This window comes from Bacillus cereus group sp. MYBK195-1, assembly GCF_051916605.1.
Lineage (GTDB): Bacteria > Bacillota > Bacilli > Bacillales > Bacillaceae_G > Bacillus_A > Bacillus_A cereus.
This window is the reverse complement of the sequence record NZ_JBQAGZ010000007.1, coordinates 50,475-68,250: the sequence shown is the minus strand read 5'-3', so window position 1 is coordinate 68,250 and position 17,776 is coordinate 50,475. Positions and strand designations below refer to the sequence as shown.

The following is a 17,776-nucleotide window of genomic DNA, read 5'->3' as shown; positions in this document are numbered from 1 at the left end:
TAAGATTTTATTAATGCTGGGGGCTATATTATGCTTTTTAATTCTTTTGAATTTATGCTTTTATTCTTGCCTATAGCAGTAATTGGATATTTCCTATTGCAAAAAGTTAACGAAAATTTCGCAAAACTTTTTTTAGTAGGTATGTCCCTTTACTTTTATGCATATTTTGAGGTGAAATACCTATTGCTAATAGGAGTTTCATTATTTACAAACGCATTTATAGGCCAACAAATTATACAAAAAATTAATCAAAAAACCCGAAAAGTATTTTTAATAGTTGGTTTAGTATTTAACATATCATTACTGGGATACTTTAAATACTCTGACTTCTTCTTAGATAATATAAATACCCTATTTGGAACTGATGTACCTTTATTAAAGTTATTACTGCCTTTAGGCATTAGTTTTATTACCTTCCAAAAGATAGGTTTTTTAGTAGATTGTTATAAGAGGGAATTAACAAAGTTTAATTTTATTGATTTTTGCTTGTTCGTAACGTTTTTCCCGCAACTTATTGCAGGACCCATTGTCCATCATAGTAAGGTACTTCCTCAATTTCAAGATGAATCCAAAAGGAGCCCGAATATTGAAAATATTACAAAAGGACTTTACATATTCGGAATTGGTCTTACTAAAAAAGTAGTAATTGCTGATTCACTAGCACAATGGGCTGATTTTGGCTTTAGCAATGTAAATCACCTATCTACGACCGATGCATGGGTTTCATCACTTGCATATACATTACAACTGTATTTTGATTTTAGTGGATATTGTGATATGGCAATAGGTGCAGCGTTGTTATTCAACATTATACTACCAATTAACTTCTTTTCTCCTTATAAATCTTTAAGTATTCAAGATTTTTGGAGACGTTGGCATATGACATTAGGAAGATTTTTCACTCAATATGTATATATTCCATTAGGTGGGAGTCGAAAAGGGCAAATTCGTACTTATTTAAATTTATTTACAATTTTTCTTATAAGTGGAATTTGGCATGGCGCTGGATGGACGTTTGTTATTTGGGGCGTTTTACACGGATTAGCTATTGTAATACATCGATTATTTAAAAACTTAGGTGGAAAAATGCCTAAATTAATTGCTTGGATTTTAACAATGGGATTTGTACATGTAACATGGGTGTTCTTCAGAGCTACTTCTGTAGAAGATGCATTAACTATGTTAAATCGCATGTTCAACGTAAATTACTTACACATCCAAACAGCACTTATTCAATTCCGTCCAGAAACATTAACTGGTGTGTCTATAATGGATAATTTAATTTATTCAATTTGTAATTTATTCCCGTTCCAAGTGACTGGTGATCACTTTAACTTCCAAACTATTTTATACCTAGCAATTGGAACCGCTATTGTATTATTTACAAAAAATTCTATAGAAAAATTAGAATCTTTCCATCCAAAACCGATTTATGCTCTTGCATTAGCTAGCATGTTTATACTTTCTTTGATGTATTTAAATCGTGTAAGTTCATTCTTATACTTTAATTTCTAATAACCGTAGGTGAAAAATATGTATAAACGTTTTATATGTTGGTTTATTATATTCCTTTTCATTTTATCTGGAATAGTTTGCTCTATTGTTTATAAGCTTGACCCATTATATGTATATAAATTTAAGAAGAACGATTATTTTTATGCTACTGAACGCTATCAAATGCCTGGACTTATTAAACATATGGATTATGATACCTTATTTGTAGGAACTTCTATGGGAAGAAACTTCCTTGAACCTGACGCTAACAAATTACTTCATACTACCAGCTTTAATGGCTCTCTTCCAGGTTCAACAGCTAGGGAACAAAATATGACAGCCCAGTTAGCTACTCATTCAAAAACTGTTAAAAATATTATTTGGGAACTTAATTTATATTCATTCTCTGGAAAACCTGAATGGGTATCAGAAGGTGCTTCACCATTTCCAACTTACATGTATGATACAAATAAGTTGAATGATATCCAATATTTAATTAGCCCGTATTCTCGAAAAGTAGCATTACAGAATATGAAATTAAAACTAGATCCAACAAAATCTCCACAGGATCCCCATTGGCTATACAAATTTGGAGATGACGAGCCAAAATTCTCAGCAGATATAGCTAAAAGGGTTGTTGATGGAACATCTCATCAATCAATCAGCGATGGTTGGTATCATGAACAAATGCTTAAATCTTTTGATTCTAATATTATTGAACTTGTAAAACAAAACCCGGAAGTGCAATTTACATTTTTCTATGCGCCATATCCAGTAACATATCACGTAGTTATGGATAAAAACGACTCAAAGCATACAAAGGAAAATATGTTATTTAAAAAAGAAGTATACACTAAATTAGCACAACTAAAAAATGTAAAACTCTATGATTTCCAAGACCAAAAAGAAGTTACGTATAATCTTTCTAATTATATGTCTGACCAAACGCATTATTACAGATATATAAATGATTGGATTGTAAAACAATTAGCAACAACTGAACCGATTACTAATAAACAAGATTACGAACAAAGATTAACTAACTTCTCTAATGAAATACGGAATTTCGATACTTCTAAGCTAGTGAATTCAGATGAAAGACCTAAATAATGAAAAAGGTAACAATGATAAATATCATTGTTACCTTTTTATATTGTAATAGTCCATAAGCCTCAAACGAAATTCTTTTAAAGTTGGATATGCCTCTAAATTAAACAACATCCCTTGGATAACTGGAATTCTTGTATTTCGCATCCTCATTTCTGCCTCCAAAACATCTAATGTAACAAGCAATTCCTCATCTTCTAATTGATCCGCTAATGTACGTTTAAACACAATAATTTCTTTTAAAAAATGTTCCTTAATCTGTTCCTTAATAAGCTCTGATTTACAAAGGAATTCTCCAAGCTTTTCTTCATGTAAAATAGGTTCTTCCGAAGATTCTACTAAGCCATCTACTAAATGATCTACTCTTTTTAAAATAAAAGCAGCGACATACGATAAATCAATTTCTGGTGCTTGTAAAATAATTAACTCTAAATAACCACGGCATATGCCTTCTACCATAATTACTAAATCCAATAAATATGGCATAACCTTTTCACCATAAATGGACAATAAACTATTCCGATAAAATGCATGAGACTCTAACTTCATCCGCATCATAAATTCTTCTACTTCTTTATTAAACGGAATTGCATTTTCTCTCGCATGCATAATAATAAATTCTTTATGTTTTTGTATATCATTAAACTGACAATGTAATTGTTTTGCAAATTTTTCACGTGGTAATAAAGACTCTTGTTCAATATCCAGCATTTTCTTTTGGATTTTGTCATAATAATATCGAAGTGTCGCTAATAAAAGCTCATCTTTCGATTTAAAATATAAGTAAAAAGCTCCCTTAGATATACCACTAGCTGTCACAATTTCCTGCACTGATGTCGCATTTACACCCTTAGTAGCAAATAACTTCATAGCCGATTCTATAATTAAACGCTCTTTTTCTTTCATATCTTCTCTCCTAAATTTAATCTCGCATCTTATTATAAATGTATTATACCATCCCTTTTTATTGACGGTTGACCGAACGGTCAGTTATATTATGTATTAGACTGACCAGTTGGTCAATATAATACAAAGGGAGCGCAAACATGAACAAAATCATCAATTTCTCGTTAAAAAATAAGTTCGCAGTTTGGCTACTAACCATTATTGTTACTATTGCGGGGATCTACTCTGGACTCAATATGAAGCTGGAAACAATTCCTGATATTACAACACCGATTGTGACAGTAACTACGGTCTATCCTGGTGCTACACCAGAAGAAGTAGCTGATAAAGTTTCAAAGCCGATGGAAGAACAACTACAAAATTTAAGCGGTGTTAACGTTGTGAGTTCATCATCTTTTCAAAACGCATCTTCTATTCAAGTAGAATACGATTTTGATAAAAATATGGAAAAAGCAGAAACAGAAATTAAAGAAGCTCTCACAAATGTAAAACTCCCAGAAGGTGTTAAAGATCCTAAAGTTTCACGAGTAAACTTCAATGCTTTTCCCGTTATTTCGTTAAGCATAGCAAGCAAGAATGAATCTTTAGCTACTTTAACTGAAAATGTAGAAAAAAATGTTGTACCGGGATTAAAAGGACTTGATGGTGTTGCATCTGTTCAAATTGCTGGTCAACAAGTAGATGAAGTACAGCTTGTCTTTAAGAAAGATAAAATGAAAGAACTAGGACTAAGTGAAGATACTGTAAAAAATGTGATTAAGGGATCGGATGTATCTTTACCACTTGGCTTATACACATTTAAAGACACGGAAAAATCAGTTGTTGTAGATGGCAATATTACAACGATTAAAGCATTAAAAGAACTCAAAATTCCAGCTATACCTTCCTCACCTAACGGTCAAGGTAGTCAAAATGCTGGCGCTGGTGCACAAACGCCACAAATGAATCCAGCCGCTATGAACGGGATTCCAACAGTTACATTAGATGAAATTGCTGACATTAAAGAAGTTGGGAAAGCAGAATCCATTTCTCGAACAAATGGAAAAGAAGCAATTGGAATTCAAATTGTGAAGGCCTCTGATGCAAATACAGTTGATGTTGTAAATGCAGTAAAAGATAAAGTAAAAGAACTTGAGAAAAAGTATAAAGACTTAGAGATTATTTCAACATTCGATCAAGGTGCACCTATTGAAAAATCAGTAGAAACAATGCTGAGCAAAGCAATTTTCGGTGCTATCTTTGCGATTGTTATTATTATGCTGTTCCTACGAAATATTCGAACAACGTTAATTTCTATCGTTTCCATACCACTTTCTTTATTAATTGCTGTTTTAGTCATAAAGCAAATGGATATTACGCTTAACATTATGACACTTGGAGCAATGACCGTTGCTATAGGCCGCGTTGTCGATGACTCAATTGTTGTTATTGAAAATATTTACCGACGTATGTCGTTATCAGAAGAGAAATTGCGTGGAAAAGATTTAATTCGTGAAGCTACGAAAGAAATGTTTATCCCGATTATGTCTTCTACCATTGTAACAATTGCTGTATTTTTACCGCTTGGACTTGTAAAAGGTATGATTGGTGAAATGTTCTTACCATTCGCCTTAACTATCGTCTTCGCTTTATTAGCATCATTACTAGTAGCAGTTACAATCGTACCGATGCTAGCTCATTCCTTATTTAAGAAAGAGAGCATGAGGGAAAAAGAAGTACATCATGAAGAAAAACCAAGTAAATTAGCAAATGGGTATAAACGCATACTTGCATGGGCTTTAAATCACAAAATTATTACATCAAGTATCGCTGTCCTTCTATTAGTTGGTAGTCTTGCACTTGTACCAGTTATCGGTGTAAGTTTCTTACCTTCTGAAGAAGAAAAAATGATTATCGCAACATACAACCCTGAACCAGGTCAAACGTTAGAAGACGTTGAAAAAATTGCAACAAAAGCTGAGAAGCACTTCCAAAATAATAAAGACGTCAAAACAATTCAATTCTCATTAGGTGGCGAAAACCCAATGAGTCCTGGTCAATCAAACCAAGCAATGTTCTTCGTGCAATATGATAACGACACGAAAAACTTTGAAAAAGAGAAAGAACAAGTCGTTAAAGATTTACAGAAGATGTCTGGCAAAGGCGAATGGAAAAACCAAGACTTCGGAGCAAGTGGCGGCAGTAACGAAATTAAACTATACGTTTACGGAGATAGCTCAGAAGACATTAAGCCTGTCGTAAAAGATATTCAAAATATCATGAAGAAAAATAAAGACTTAAAGGATATTGACTCTAGTATTGCAAAAACGTATGCAGAGTACACTTTAGTCGCAGATCAGGAAAAACTAAGTAAAATGGGTCTAACAGCTGCACAAATCGGAATGGGACTTTCTAATCAACATGATCGCCCTGTTCTGACAACAATTAAAAAAGACGGTAAAGATATCAATGTATATGTAGAAGCTGAAAAACAAAATTATGCAACAATCGATGACTTAACAAATCGCAAAATTACAACACCACTTGGTAATGAAGTGGCTGTGAAAGATGTTATGACTGTAAAAGAAGGTGAAACTTCGAATACAGTGAAACACCGCGATAGCCGTGTTTATGCAGAAGTAAGTGCAAAACTAACATCTGATGACGTTTCAAAAGCATCTGCCGCTGTTCAAAAAGAAGTAGATAAAATGGATCTTCCTTCTGGCATAGATGTTTCTATGGGCGGCGTTACAAAAGATATTGAAGAATCATTTAAGCAACTTGGCTTAGCGATGTTAGCTGCGATTGCCATTGTATACTTCGTTCTTGTCGTTACATTTGGCGGTGCCCTTGCACCATTCGCAATTTTATTCTCGCTACCATTTACAATTATCGGAGCTCTTGTTGCCTTATTAATCTCCGGTGAAACATTAAGTGTATCTGCAATGATTGGTGCGCTTATGTTAATCGGTATCGTTGTAACAAACGCAATCGTGCTTATCGACCGCGTTATTCATAAAGAAAATGAAGGACTATCAACACGTGAAGCTTTATTAGAAGCTGGTGCAACACGCCTTCGTCCAATTTTAATGACTGCAATTGCAACAATCGGTGCTCTTATCCCGCTTGCATTAGGATTTGAAGGTAGTGGGTTAATTTCTAAAGGACTTGGTGTAACGGTAATTGGTGGATTAACAAGTTCAACGTTATTAACACTTCTTATTGTTCCAATCGTTTATGAAATATTAAGCAAATTTAAAAAGAAAAAAACAAAATAACAAAAAAATAACCTCGCTAACTACGAGGTTATTTTTTATTTCCAAACAAGATTAGGAAATCGCCATAGCCTTCTTTCTCTAATTCCTCTTTTGGAATAAATCGAAGAGCTGCGGAATTAATACAGTAACGAAGGCCATTTGGTCCTGGACCGTCTGGAAATACGTGCCCAAGATGTGAATCTCCCTCTTTACTTCTCACTTCTGTACGTGTCATATTATGACTCACATCCATCTTTTCTTTCACACTTGCTGACATAACTGGTTTTGTAAAACTAGGCCATCCACATCCACTATCAAATTTATCTAGAGAAGTAAACAACGGCTCACCGGAAACGATGTCTACATAAAGACCTTCCTCTTTATGGTTCCAATACTCATTTCGAAATGGTGGTTCTGTACCATTTTCCTGTGTTACATAAAACTGCATCTCATTGAGTTTTTCTTTTAAATGAGCATTATCCTTTGGCCAATGTTGCTTAATAAAAGCATCTCGTCCTGAGCCTTTACGATATAACTCATAGCGGAATGTGTTTTTCTTATGATATCCTTGGTGATATTCTTCAGCTGGATAAAATGTAGCTGCTGGTAGTATTTTTGTCGCAATTGGTTTTGAAAAGCGTCCACTCTGCTCAAGTTCTTCTTTTGAGGCCTCAGCTTTTTTATGTTGTTCTTCATTGTGATAAAAAATCACCGTTTCATAAGACTGCCCGCGGTCGTGGAATTGTCCCCCAATATCGGTCGGATCAATTTGTCTCCAATATATATTTAACAATTCCTCATACGACATTTTATTTGCATCAAATGTAATTTGTACCGCTTCATAATGTCCTGTTGTTTCTGAGCACACTTCTTTATACGTTGGGTCCTCTTTATGACCGCCTGTATAACCTGAAATAACCTGTATAATGCCCTCCATCTCTTCAAATGGAGAAACCATACACCAGAAACACCCTCCAGCAAATGTAGCTAACTCTACCTTTTCATTTACAGCCATTACTTCACCCCTATTCTATATTCTCCTTACAGTATGGCATAAGAAACATAATGTTATAAAAGAAAAAGCATCGAACATCGATGCTTTTTCTTTACTTCACTTTATTTTTTCCAACATCCTTCTCCATTTCATCACTTGTCACATCCAAAACATCTAGTAAGAAAATGAAGATTGGAATACCGATAATCAGTCCCCATACACCTAAGAAGTGCTCTGAGAAAATTAATACCATAAAAGTATAGAAAATCGGTAAATTTGTTTTTTGCGACATAAACTTCGGATTTAATACGTAACTTTCAAGCGCATGAATCACTGTTACGATAACTAAAATATAAACAACGTACATAATACCGCCAATATTGTAAGCAATCATACAAAGTGGGAATAACGAAATGATAACCCCCGCTACTGGAATTAATCCAAGCAAGAAAATCATTAATGCTAAACCTAATAATTGCGGGAATCCTAATATCCATAATGCGATAACTGAAAGAACACAGTTAACAACAGCAATTAAAAATTGTGCTTCGATTACCTTTCCAAATGAACGTGCAAATTTCTTTCCGAAGTACTCAATTTCAGTATAGAAAATTGCAAGCCTGCTTTCTTTAAACTTTGCAGTAAAACCAACAATACGAGATTTTTCTAATAAGAAAAACAAACTCAAAATTAAAGAAAGTAAAACTTGAAGGCCAAATTTACCAACATTCGTAATCGATTTATACAAAATGTCTACGCCTTGTCCTACATATTTAGAAAGCTCCATATGATTGACAGCATTAACTGCATACTTAATTAGTTCACTATCTGGTGGGTTTCTTAAAAATACATTGAATTGGTAAATCAGTTGTGAAATTTGTATCGTCAATACTGGTAAATATTTAAATAGCGTAATAGCAATTCCACCAATTAACATTACATATAGAAATGCTATAATAATTTTTCGATTAATAGGCATGAAATGATCTAATTTGCGGGAAATAAACTTTTGGAATCGATCCATTAAATACGTGAGAATAAACGTAATTAATATTAAATTCAACATACTTTGCAGCCCGTATAACACGAGAGCAAGTATTACTAATACGAGTAACCTCTGAAATCCTTTACTTTGAAACAGGTTTTTTATTTGCATAATCGACGAATACTCTCTCCTGTCCTATAAACTAAAACGTTAATAAGTAGATTTCTCTCTCTTTTCTACTTTTAATTATTCATTCATATTAAGATTTTTATAAACTCATTATATGCCTACCTTAACAGGTATATAGTAGCTTACTTCTTATTTTACAATACAATGACCTAATTCAAAACGTATTCTACATAGTATTAATGAAGATTTAAGGAAACTTACATTTTTTTAAATAGGTCTTACCACTACTGTAACATAAAAAGCAAGCTATCAGTAGAAATCTGTCCTACAAATAGCTTGCTTTTCTTGTTTTTTAAGTAAGTTTTACTATCCAATGAATGGTATGAACATTGGGATGACAACTACTGTTACAACCCCAACTACTGTTACAGCAATACTTGCCATCGCTGCCTCTACCTCACCCATTTCAATTCCTACCGCAACTCCTAATGCATGACCCGCTGTTCCAAGTGCTAAACCTTTTGCAATCGGATGTTTCACTCTAAATGTTTTTAAGAATAATGCTCCTAATGCGTATACGATAACTGCGTTGAAAATAACTGCAAACGATGTAATTGCTGGAATACCACCAATACTTTCTGAAATTGGTAACGCAATTGCTGTTGTTGCTGCTTGTGGTAGCATTGAATTCATTACTGCTGTATCTAAACCGATTGCTTTTGCAACAATGAACACGACAATTACTGAGCAAATAGATCCAACCACGATAGCTGATAAAATTTGCCACCAATATTTTTTCAACTTATCAACTTGTTTATAGAGTGGGATAGCAAATGCAATTGTTGCTGGCTCTAAGAAGAAACTAATCATTTTTCCGCCAGTATTATATTCTTCAAAAGTAAAGTTACCTACCTTTAGAAAGACAATCCCTAATACCATCGCTACGAATAATGGCGTAAATAGGAAGAACCCTTTTGAATGCTTGAATAATAATGTTCCGATTCCGTATGCGATTAATGAAACGACGATTCCGAAATATGGAGTCATTGTGCTTGCCATGTTCATTACCTCCTAACAATATATAAATGCAATGGTTACGCAACCTTTCCGTGCTTGCGTCCTTTATTTACTACTTTCAATTCTTTTGTATCTTCTGTTTCTTTTTCATCTTTTCCTAAAATAAATTGTGCAAATAACCCTGTTACAGCGAGTAAAATAACTGTTGCTACAACAATTACAGTTAAAATTTGTACAAAGTATTGCCCCATTACACCAAGAGAATTAATAACTGAAATACCTGATGGGACGAATAAGAATCCAATAATACCTGTTAAAGCTGTTCCGAGTGATTCAACTTGCTCCAATTTAATAACTTTTAAACATAATAGACTAAATAAAATAACTAACCCGATTACCGATGAAGGCATTGGAATTGGTAAATGTGTTGCAATAATATTAGAAATTAACATAATAGCTGAGAATATGAATGCTTGTGATAAGAAACTATATACTTTTTTCGTACTCATTTTGGCCACCTCTTTCGATTTGGTACCTTTATTGTATAGGATACAAACGTATAAGTAAGCGTTTACATAACAGAACGTCAAATATACAGAATCAGTTACAAATATAAAAGGATGAAATACAAAAGCTGCTTCTTAAATACGAAGCAGCTTCTTGAGTTCTTTTGCATATGTACGGCTAACAGGTACTTTCGATCCTTCTTTCATGATTAAATTATAAGTAGAATTAAACCATGGCTGAATTTCAGTAATATGATTAATATTCGCAATAAAGCTACGGTGTACGCGCATGAAGCTTGCTTGTGGTAACTTCTTCTCTAAAATTACAAGTGTATCATGTGTTACATACGTTTCCCTCGTTGTTTTTACTGTTACTTTCCCATCTACAAGCCCTACATATATAATATCTTCAATATTCACAAGTACGATTGATTCTTCAATTGGTAATGCTAATTTATGCATCTCTGCTGTTACATCTGTCCCCTTTATTTCGTGCTTCGTTTCTATTTGCGCTTGTTTTTGTTTTTTATACTTCTTTAATGTCTGCACAATACGCTCTTCATCAAATGGTTTTAAAATGTAGTCTAACGCATCTACTTCAAATGCTTGCAGCGCATATTGATCATAGGCAGTAGCAAATACAATTGCAGGTGGATTTTTCATCTTCTTTAATATATTCGCGATTTCAAATCCGTTATCATCGGATAATTGAATATCTAAAAACACAATATCTGGTCTACTTTGCATTAGTTCTTCTAATGCGTCTTCCACACAATCAGCCTCACCAATTATCTCAACTTCTTTCGTTCTCTCTAATAAATACTTTAGTTCATCACGTGCTAACATTTCATCGTCAACTACTAGTACTTTTAACAATCTGCTCTTCCTCCCCTACTTTTTTTGGAATAACAAAAGTAATCTCTGTCCCCTCATTTAATTCACTTTCGATATGAAGCATCGTTTCTTTTCCAAATAATCCAATAAGACGTTCATTAATATTATATAAAGCTGTTCCAGTCCCTTTCTTTGACGAAACTACCATCTTTCCTAATTGTTCTAAACGTTCTTCCTCAATTCCCTGTCCATTATCTTTTACTTCAAAATGAACCATACCCTCTTTTTCAAAAACATGCACTTCTACTTCGCATACTGGTTGCTTCTTCGGAAAAGCATGTCGCAATGCATTTTCAACCAATAGTTGAAGAACAAATGGTGGTACTAAAGTTGTCTTTAACTCATCCTCAATATACATCTTTACCTCATACTTATTTGGGAACCTTGCTTGTTCTAGTGATAAGTATGCCTGTACATGGTTTAATTCTTGTTCTAGTGGAATCAATAACTGACGTGCCCCTTGCAAATTACAACGGAAATATACGCTAAGCTGTAATAATAACTTCCTTGCTTTTTCTACATCTGTTCGGCATAAAGCTGATACTGTATTAATCGCATTAAATAAAAAGTGTGGGTTAATTTGCGCTTGTAATGCTTTTATCTCCGCATCTTGAAGTAATTTACTTTGCAACTCAGCTTCTCCTAACTCTAACTGCGTGGAGAATATTTTTGCTAACCCTTCTGCTAATTCCTCTTCCACACGACTTAACTGGTTAGGATTTTTGAAATAGAGTTTTAATGTCCCTATCGTATTTCCATGCGAAGTTAGTGGAATTACAATCGCCGCTTGCAAAGGGCAGCCTTCATGTTGACAATTAATAACCTCACGTGATTTTGCTTTCATTATTTTCCCTGTGTTTAACACTTCTTTCGACAAACCGGTTATTAAACTATGTGAAGGAATATGGTGATCTGATGCTAATCCAACATGAGCTAATATTTTCTCTGTATCTGTTAAGGATACCGCATCTGTTCCTGTAAAACGGTGAATAATTTGTGCCACATGCTTACATGATTCTTCTGTTAAGCCTTGGCGGAAATACGGTAACGTTTTATCTGCAATACGTAATACTTTATGAGTCTGAAGTGCCTTTGCATTCTCCTCCTGACGCAAAATAGCTTGTATCATAGAAAGTAAAATAAAACTTCCAAAACTATTTACAAGAATCATTGGTATCGCTATTGTTTTCACAACGCTAATTCCATCCTCTATAATTAATAAAATCATAAGCATTTCTAAAGATACGATAAAAACACTTAAAACTGCTGAAAATTTAGGAGTAATTGTACGATTATATTTTTTGAAAATATATCCTATATAACCAGTTATAATCCCAGCTAAAATAGAAGAGATTGCGCAGCTTAGCGCTGTCGTACCACCAAGCATATAACGATGAATACCAGCAATAAATCCGACTCCAACCCCTACAATAGGGCCACCAAGTAAGCCGCTAATACCAACACCCATAATACGCGTATTCGCAATTGTACTTGAAGAAGAAACACCTTGTAACCAGTTTTCATTCATAATCGTATTTCCTGCTATTTCAATCCCAGTGTAATTGCTTACAATTGTAAATACCGAAAAAATACAAATAAGCTTAAGCTTATCTACATAGCCATCCTGTTTATGAAGGAGGCGTCTGAAAGTTTTAATATGAGAGAGTAAAAATCCTAAAATAACTATAAGTCCGACTCGTTCGATCATCATGAGTACTAAATTTAGCATCTTTGATTCATTCCTTTTTATTTAGTTAGTTTTATTATGGGAAAATAATGAAGTCGGCGTCAAGAAGAACGAAATGTTTTTTGAAATATTTTACACATAATAACTTCCTCTTTATTTGACAATACAATAGAAGAGTGCTAAAAATAAAGTAATATAATACAGTCCTTTAACCCAACCCCGTGAGGTTGAGAAGGAAGTCGGAATACAATATACGTATGTTCTTTTTTGGGGATACGTATGCTTTTTTGGCCTTCTCATCATATCAGGTGAGAAGGCCTTTTGTTATTCTTCCATAGCGACTGTAGAAAATAAGGAGGAGTAATAATGAACGTCACTACTGATGTACAACAAGCAACAGAGGAGACGAAAGCGAAAAGATATAAAACATTATTTGGTTCTGCGCTAGGATATGCAGCAGAAGGTTTAGATATGTTGCTATTATCTTTCGTACTTGTCTATATTTTAAAAGAGTTTCACTTAAGTCCTGTTGAAGGTGGAAACTTAACATTAGCTACCACAATAGGGATGTTAATTGGTTCTTATTTATTTGGATTTATTGCTGATTTATTTGGCCGTATTCGTACAATGGCCTTCACAATCTTACTGTTTTCACTAGCAACCGCACTCATTTATTTCGCAACAGACTACTGGCAATTATTAATTCTGCGCTTTTTAGTTGGAATGGGGGTTGGTGGTGAATTCGGAATCGGAATGGCCATTGTAACAGAAACATGGTCTAAAGAAATGCGCGCTAAAGCGACATCTGTTGTTGCACTTGGATGGCAATTTGGTGTACTGGTTGCTTCACTCCTTCCAGCATTTATTGTCCCGCACTTTGGATGGAGAGCCGTTTTCTTATTTGGATTAATTCCAGCTTTACTAGCTGTCTATGTCCGTAAAAGTTTAAGTGAACCGAAAATATGGGAGCAAAAACAACGCTACAAAAAGGAACTATTGCAAAAAGAAGCTGCAGGTAAATTAACAACTACTGAAGCAGAACAACTAAAACATATAAAAAAATTCCCACTTCGAAAGTTATTTGCCAATAAAAAAGTAACAATTACAACAATCGGTCTTATTATTATGTCGTTTATCCAAAACTTCGGATATTACGGAATCTTCACATGGATGCCCACTATTTTAGCAAATAAATATAACTATACATTAGCAAAAGCAAGTGGCTGGATGTTCATTTCTACCATCGGTATGCTAATTGGAATTGCAATCTTTGGTATTCTGGCTGATAAAATTGGTCGCCGTAAAACTTTTGCAATCTATTATATTGGCGGTACAGTATACTGTCTCATTTACTTCTTCTTATTCACAGATTCAACATTATTATTATGGGGAAGTGCATTGCTTGGATTCTTTGCAAATGGAATGATGGGAGGGTTTGGAGCAATTTTAGCTGAAAACTATCCTGCTGAAGCTCGCTCTACCGCTGAAAACTTTATTTTCGGTACAGGACGTGGGTTAGCTGGATTTGGGCCTGTTATTATTGGCTTACTCGCTACAGGTGGCAACCTACTTGGAGCATTGTCCTTAATTTTTATCATCTACCCAATCGGGTTAATTACAATGCTACTATGTGTACCAGAAACAAAGGGAAAAGTATTAGATTAAACGTAAAAGAGGAAGCATCTCATTTAAGATGCTTCCTCTTTTACGTTTTTATTTATTTTGATTTACTAGCCTTCTGAAATAAGAATGCAGTTTTATCTTCTTCTTTTACAATACCTTGTTTTAATGCTAATTCTCCCGCAACTTTAGGCGCTAACCATAGCATCGGGAATAACAAAATTGATACCGGAACTGCCGTCACCACGATAAACGATTGTAGCGCATTAATACTTCCTTCACCCATATATAAAAGAATTGCTGCAACTGCGCCCATAATAAGCGACCAAAAAATTCGCAAACTAATTCTAGGATCTCCGTCTCCAGTCACTGCCATTGAAATGGAATACGCCATTGAATCTCCTGTTGTCACTACAAATAAAATTGTTAATAAAAGAAATGCTGGTCCAATAATATTAGAAAGTGGCAATTGCCCTGTAATTGCAATCATAGCTGCCGGCATACCAGATTCACTTAATGCGTCCGAGATAGACCCAGGATTCATCAACTCATAAAACACGCCTGATCCACCTAATATAGTAAACCAAAACGTTGTAATAATAGGTGCGATAATTCCAATTGCAACGATGATTTCTCGAATCGTTCTCCCTCTTGAAATTCGACTCACTAAAATTGCCATCATTGGTCCGTATCCAATAAACCATCCCCAGAAAAAGATTGTCCAAGATCCTAACCAACTTGTATCACCACGGTATGTGCTCATCGGTATAAACTCATTTACATAAAATCCAAACGAAGAAACAAACGAATCAATAATAAATCCACCTGGCCCAAATAGTAATATGAATGCCATTAATACAATTGCTAATCTAACATTTAAATTACTTATAATTTGAATCCCTTTATCAATACCTGTTACTGCCGATATGGTAGACACGGCCACCACACAAACAATAATTGCTAATTGAGTAGTAAACACATCAGAAATTCCAAATAATTCTTGTAATCCATAACTTGCTTGTAAGCCTAAAAATCCAATTGGGCCAATTGTACCTGCAGCTACTGCAATAATTGCAGCTGCATCAATTATCGTTCCAAGCAGGCTCTTTCTTAATTTTTCCCCAAAAATAGGATATAAAAGCGTTCGAGGTTTTAGCGGCATATCTTTATGATAATGTCCATACATCATAACTACCGCACTAATTGTACCTAAAATCGTCCATGCTAAAAATCCCCAATGCATATAACTTTGTGCTAAAGCAGGCATGACTGCTTCTTTCGTTCCAGCAGATATACCATCATGTATTGGTGGCACCGTCATCAAATGATACATTGGCTCTGCTGCTGCCCAAAAAACGCCACCTCCGGCAAGTAATGTAGACATAATAATAGCAAGCCATTTTGCCGTACTAATCTCAGGTTTTTCTAATCCTCCAAGCTTAACTCTCCCATATTTAGAGAACGCCATACACATCGCAACAATAAATGTACCTAATAATAAAACTTGCCAGAAGGCACCGAAATATTTAATTGAAAAAGCGAAACTTTTATTAATCGCACTCTCTACATAATCCTTGTTCAAAAAAACTGCAATTACAAATAATAAAAGTGAACCACCACTAATAATAAATACAGGCCAATCAGTTTTTCGACTCTTCATCCTCATTTACACTTCCTCCTTCCTCAGCAATCTAAAAAAACAACTTTATTATGTTTTATTGTTTAAAACCAAAACACAATAATTATATATGCATAACATTTTATCGACTTCCCACATACTTATGTTGTCCCTAAAAATATGCCAAATCCCTTATTAAAAAGAAAGAATCTCTTCCTCTTACATAAAAAAGCAAAACAAAAGACCTTATATTTCTATAAGGTCTTCGAAACAGAAATTTGATTATAACATAAGGAACTCCTTGGTTCAAAAAGCCTCTTCCAAAAATAACCGAGAGTAAAGGCTTCCATTTGCTACATAACAGTAATTTAAAAAAATTATATTTCACAGAAAAAACCTACACTAAATATCATTTATGAAAGAAATTTGGCTTCAAAATTTCATTCGGATACGGTTTATGATAAATGTGGGTGGTAGCTGGAGATAATGGTGGAATAAGCCATACCCAATTACCTGTTACAACACGACCACAAGCAGCTTCTTGCTTCTCAAATTGCTGAAATTGTTGTGCAGCAGTATGGTGATCAACAATACTAACTCCTTGTTTTTTAAAGGAGTGTAGTACGGCAATATTCAACTCAATTAGCGCCTTATCTTTCCATAAGGTACCGTTTCTCGATGTATCTAAATCCATCATCTCCGCAACAGCCGGAAGTAAATTATAACGATCATGATCTGCTAAGTTGCGCGCCCCAATTTCTGTTCCCATATACCATCCATTGAACGGAGCGGCTGTATAAGAAATACCGCCAATTTCTAAACGCATATCTGAAATCATTGGAACACCATACCATTTTACTCCAAGTGATGAAATAGGGTATTCTGGGTGTTCAATTGGCACTTCTTTTACTTCTTCTCTCGGAATTTCTTTATATATAGGCGCTTTTCCATCTATAGAAAACACAAGTGGCAATACATCGTAATTCGTACCTTCTCCTTGCCAACCAAGCTCCTGACAAAAGTCCGTAAATGTAGCGGAATGAGAATCACCAATCACTCCCGTTTCTGTTTTATATCCTGCATATCGAATCAATTGGTGATTATAAATTCTTATATTATTTTCTTCACCTTGATATTGCTTAAAAATCGTAATGGTTGGTTTAACTTTTCCGTCGTTCGTTGCATATTTAATATGATGAATTAATGCATTATATACACCCTCTTCATCATTTACTTCACGCGCATCTAATATGTGCATCTTACTCCAAAATAGTCTTCCAATACATCTATTACTGTTACGCCATGCCATTCGTGAACCATGAACAAGTTCTTCAAATGTATGCTCATATGTCCCTGTCTTCTCTATCTCAATTTGAATTTCTTTTATACGTTCTTCTATCAATTGTTCTTTATGAAGCTCCTTATAACAAATCGTAATAAAATTACTTGCTTCCTCTATTAATTGTTTCGTTTTACTCATAAACAATCTCCTTCTATTTCAACAAAACCCTGCTACTTTACAGTATAAGCAAAAAGGATAGGAGTCACAAATGAAAGTGAGAGTGTTACTTTTATTGTAATAT

General features: G+C 34.4%; 13 protein-coding genes. 4 read left to right on the top strand and 9 right to left on the bottom strand.

Annotated elements, in window-relative coordinates:
* The first annotated feature begins 30 nt into the window (after nucleotides 1-30).
* Complete coding sequence (locus tag ACTFRY_RS23435; protein ID WP_098617013.1) at nucleotides 31-1,515, top strand: MBOAT family O-acyltransferase; 1,485 nt, start codon at nucleotides 31-33, stop codon at nucleotides 1,513-1,515.
* 18 nt (nucleotides 1,516-1,533) lie between these two features.
* On the top strand, nucleotides 1,534-2,604 hold the full coding sequence (locus ACTFRY_RS23430) for a hypothetical protein (RefSeq protein WP_000278074.1): 1,071 nt from the start codon (nucleotides 1,534-1,536) through the stop codon (nucleotides 2,602-2,604).
* Nucleotides 2,605-2,634: 30 nt separating this feature from the next.
* Here ACTFRY_RS23430 and ACTFRY_RS23425 read toward each other — a convergent pair whose 3' ends face one another.
* On the bottom strand, nucleotides 2,635-3,507 hold the full coding sequence (locus tag ACTFRY_RS23425) for a TetR/AcrR family transcriptional regulator (protein ID WP_086408372.1): 873 nt from the start codon (nucleotides 3,505-3,507) through the stop codon (nucleotides 2,635-2,637).
* Between the two features lie 140 nt (nucleotides 3,508-3,647).
* On the opposite strand from ACTFRY_RS23425, the gene ACTFRY_RS23420 reads away from it, so the two are divergent.
* Nucleotides 3,648-6,764 (top strand): efflux RND transporter permease subunit, encoded by a 3,117-nt coding sequence (locus tag ACTFRY_RS23420; RefSeq protein WP_098617014.1) that lies wholly within the window; start codon nucleotides 3,648-3,650, stop codon nucleotides 6,762-6,764.
* A 28-nt stretch (nucleotides 6,765-6,792) separates the two neighbouring features.
* Here ACTFRY_RS23420 and msrB read toward each other — a convergent pair whose 3' ends face one another.
* The 6 genes from msrB to lytS all read right to left on the bottom strand — a co-directional run bounded on the left by msrB (nucleotide 6,793) and on the right by lytS (nucleotide 12,997).
* Complete coding sequence (msrB, locus tag ACTFRY_RS23415; RefSeq protein WP_000290174.1) at nucleotides 6,793-7,758, bottom strand: peptide-methionine (R)-S-oxide reductase MsrB; 966 nt, start codon at nucleotides 7,756-7,758, stop codon at nucleotides 6,793-6,795.
* Nucleotides 7,759-7,849: 91 nt separating this feature from the next.
* Nucleotides 7,850-8,893 carry an AI-2E family transporter gene (locus ACTFRY_RS23410; protein ID WP_001166010.1) on the bottom strand — a complete coding sequence of 348 codons (1,044 nt, stop codon included), beginning with the start codon at nucleotides 8,891-8,893 and terminating at the stop codon, nucleotides 7,850-7,852.
* A gap of 324 nt (nucleotides 8,894-9,217) precedes the next feature.
* Nucleotides 9,218-9,910 carry an antiholin-like protein LrgB gene (gene lrgB, locus ACTFRY_RS23405; RefSeq protein WP_000168868.1) on the bottom strand — a complete coding sequence of 231 codons (693 nt, stop codon included), beginning with the start codon at nucleotides 9,908-9,910 and terminating at the stop codon, nucleotides 9,218-9,220.
* 35 nt (nucleotides 9,911-9,945) lie between these two features.
* Nucleotides 9,946-10,377, bottom strand: coding sequence for an antiholin-like murein hydrolase modulator LrgA (gene lrgA, locus ACTFRY_RS23400; RefSeq protein ID WP_000104901.1), 432 nt, complete (start codon nucleotides 10,375-10,377; stop codon nucleotides 9,946-9,948).
* A 132-nt stretch (nucleotides 10,378-10,509) separates the two neighbouring features.
* On the bottom strand, nucleotides 10,510-11,250 hold the full coding sequence (locus tag ACTFRY_RS23395) for a LytR/AlgR family response regulator transcription factor (protein ID WP_000921841.1): 741 nt from the start codon (nucleotides 11,248-11,250) through the stop codon (nucleotides 10,510-10,512).
* Complete coding sequence (lytS, locus tag ACTFRY_RS23390; RefSeq protein WP_000933589.1) at nucleotides 11,228-12,997, bottom strand: two-component system sensor histidine kinase LytS; 1,770 nt, start codon at nucleotides 12,995-12,997, stop codon at nucleotides 11,228-11,230. Before lytS ends, ACTFRY_RS23395 begins: the two co-directional genes overlap by 23 nt.
* A 324-nt stretch (nucleotides 12,998-13,321) precedes the next feature.
* Between lytS and ACTFRY_RS23385 the strand changes: the two genes are divergently transcribed.
* Nucleotides 13,322-14,620 (top strand): MFS transporter, encoded by a 1,299-nt coding sequence (locus tag ACTFRY_RS23385; RefSeq protein WP_001103402.1) that lies wholly within the window; start codon nucleotides 13,322-13,324, stop codon nucleotides 14,618-14,620.
* A 52-nt stretch (nucleotides 14,621-14,672) separates the two neighbouring features.
* Here the strand turns inward: ACTFRY_RS23385 and ACTFRY_RS23380 are convergent, their stop codons facing one another.
* Together ACTFRY_RS23380 and ACTFRY_RS23375 are read right to left on the bottom strand one after the other, a co-directional pair.
* Nucleotides 14,673-16,241 carry a BCCT family transporter gene (locus ACTFRY_RS23380; RefSeq protein WP_001242442.1) on the bottom strand — a complete coding sequence of 523 codons (1,569 nt, stop codon included), beginning with the start codon at nucleotides 16,239-16,241 and terminating at the stop codon, nucleotides 14,673-14,675.
* Nucleotides 16,242-16,602: 361 nt separating this feature from the next.
* Nucleotides 16,603-17,673 (bottom strand): nitric oxide synthase oxygenase, encoded by a 1,071-nt coding sequence (locus ACTFRY_RS23375; protein WP_000047625.1) that lies wholly within the window; start codon nucleotides 17,671-17,673, stop codon nucleotides 16,603-16,605.
* Nucleotides 17,674-17,776 lie beyond the last annotated feature (103 nt).